Source organism: Alphaproteobacteria bacterium, from assembly GCA_035625915.1.
Classification (GTDB): Bacteria; Pseudomonadota; Alphaproteobacteria; order JACZXZ01; family JACZXZ01; genus DATDHA01.
In genome coordinates, this window is the sequence record DASPOR010000061.1 from 1 (window position 1) to 2,131 (window position 2,131).

Annotated in this window: 2 protein-coding genes and 1 pseudogene; 2 read left to right on the top strand and 1 reads right to left on the bottom strand. The window is 60.9% G+C overall.

From position 1 onward, the window contains the following. Both VEJ16_05640 and VEJ16_05645 read left to right on the top strand, forming a co-directional pair. A pseudogene (locus tag VEJ16_05640) lies at positions 1 to 475 on the top strand (adenylate/guanylate cyclase domain-containing protein). 14 nt (positions 476 to 489) lie between these two features. Beyond that, positions 490 to 1,233 carry a hypothetical protein gene (locus VEJ16_05645; protein HYB09131.1) on the top strand — a complete coding sequence of 248 codons (744 nt, stop codon included), beginning with the start codon at positions 490 to 492 and terminating at the stop codon, positions 1,231 to 1,233. On the opposite strand, the gene VEJ16_05650 is transcribed toward VEJ16_05645, so the two are convergent. Next, on the bottom strand, positions 1,230 to 1,361 hold the full coding sequence (locus VEJ16_05650) for a hypothetical protein (GenBank protein ID HYB09132.1): 132 nt from the start codon (positions 1,359 to 1,361) through the stop codon (positions 1,230 to 1,232). The two genes, VEJ16_05645 and VEJ16_05650, sit on opposite strands and share 4 nt — an antisense overlap. Between the last annotated feature and the right edge of the window lie 770 nt (positions 1,362 to 2,131).

Sequence of the window (2,131 nt, forward strand, 5' to 3'; positions counted from 1 at the left end):
CGACCTCGATTCCTAGGCGGAGGAATTTCGCGCACGCTGGAAGGCGAGGGGCGTGAATTTCGGCATCACCCGCATCGGCGTTCACGCCGGTCCCGCGCTGGTCGGCAATTTCGGCGGCAGCCGCTTCTTCGACTACCCCGCGTACGGCGACACCATCAATGCCGCGGCGCGATTGGAGGCCGTCAACAAGTATTGGGGGACCCGAATCAGAACTTTCAGGACAGGCCACTGGGCGATCTGGTCCTGCGTGGCCGCAGCGAGCCGTTGCGTGCCTATGAGCCTCTGCCGGCGGATGCCTTCAAGGCGCCGGCGATGATGCAATATGCAGGCTTTTGCAAAGCTCGAAGCGGGCGGCGCCTCGGCCATGCCGGCATTCGCCGCTTTTGTCGGGTCGCACGCCGACTATCCGTTGGCGGGCTTCCACCTCAAGCGATTGTTGAACGGCGCCAAGGGCGTCCGGATGCAATTCGAATAGAAGGAGCAGCCGACATGACGCGCGATTTCCCCGCCGGTAATTACCGGTTCATTCCGGCCGTTTTTCAATATTCGAGCGGCGCCGCGGCGGATCCCGGCTACGAGATCGAGCGCGTGCGCTTCGACAAGCCGGTTGCCCTCGCCGAAGGCTTTGCGCAAGTCGCAAAATACATCCGGGCGGTAGGGCGGCCGCTGACGTCGTTCTGCGCCTGCGAATTGCGCTCGCCTGCGGCATTCACCGAAGTAGGCTTTCGCGACTTCAACCTTCACTATGTGAAGGCGCTCGCCGAATGGGGCATTTATGACGGCACCACCAATCCGGTAGCGCGAAGCAATGTCGCCCCCGAGATCGAGCCGCCATCCGAGCCATCGTTCTACGCTTTCTCCTTCACGCGTCCGAGCCAGACCGCGACGTCGACCTTCGTCATCGCAGGTGGCGCCGAAGCGCGCGAGGGCGCGGGAGGCTATCCCGAGCGCACCGTGCGCTATCGCGACGTCTCTGCAGACGGCATGAAGGACAAGGTTCGATTCACCGTGAGCCAGATGGAAAGCCGCATGCAGGCGTTCGGCTTTGGCTGGAAAGATGCAACCGGGGTCCAGGCCTATACCGTCAGGGATTTCTATCCGGTCTATGCTGAAGAGCTAGTGCGCCACGGCGCTGCACGTTCGGGCCTGACCTGGCATTTCGCCCGGCCGCCTGTGATCGACCTCGAATTCGAGATGGATTGCCGCCGCGTGGCTCGGGAGATGGTGATCTAACTCCGCTCACCGCTGCCGCGGATCGAGCGAGTCGCGCAGGCCGTCGCCGCGAGATGCACCACGAGAAAAATTGCAAGTCCCGGCCAGATCGCCTTCCAGGGTACGTTGGTGAGGAAACGCTGCGCCACGTTCAGCATTCCTGGGGCTCGGGCAACAGCTCACCTTCGTGCGGATAAAATCGCGATATGGTCGTAACGAAACAAGTCACGCGTCTAAGTGCCTGAAATGGAAGGAAAATGCCTCAACTGTCTGTCATGAATTTGCGCCGGCGCAAAAATCAGTTATTCCTGGCGAGACGACAAAGTAGAATGACCTCAATATGTTGGGCCACCGTTTCTGCGTTGCACCGATGATGGATGGAACGCTTCGCGCCGGAAAATGATTGCGGCATCGGCGTTTCAACCCGATCCGATTCTGTGATGCTGTACCAAATGCTGTACCGGCGAATTGGGCCATTGATCGCGGTTTATCCTTAATTTCAGCAACGCCGCCGCAAGCACGAACTCACAAGGCCTCGAGGCCCAAGACCCGGTTCAGACCCGTTCGATTGGGGGGTGGTGCTCCGCAGGGCCGGGCTCGGTCATGAGTAGGGGCGATCTCCCGTCGCCATGACCGCGCATCATCGGCTGCCCGCATCAGGAAGGCATCGACGACCATGACCAGTGGTCCTCTGTCTGCGAGTTCCGGAAGGGACGCGACCCCTTCACGGGTGAACGCGTGTGCTGAGCCGCTGCTAACATATATCTGTGACGTGTCCCTGCAGCGATTATGGGCGATAAACAGGCTCGGCGATCGGTGCACACGCGTCCTGGGTCTGAGGCAGAGCCTTGTTAGGTCTCGAAGTCGTCCGCACCGATATCCATGTAGCCGCTCAGCACGCGCACCAGGTCGATGCCCC

Bases quoted from the DNA above. Each gene is read 5' to 3' on its own strand.
- VEJ16_05645 (HYB09131.1), top strand. From the start codon at position 490: ATGACGCGCGATTTCCCCGCCGGTAATTACCGGTTCATTCCGGCCGTT.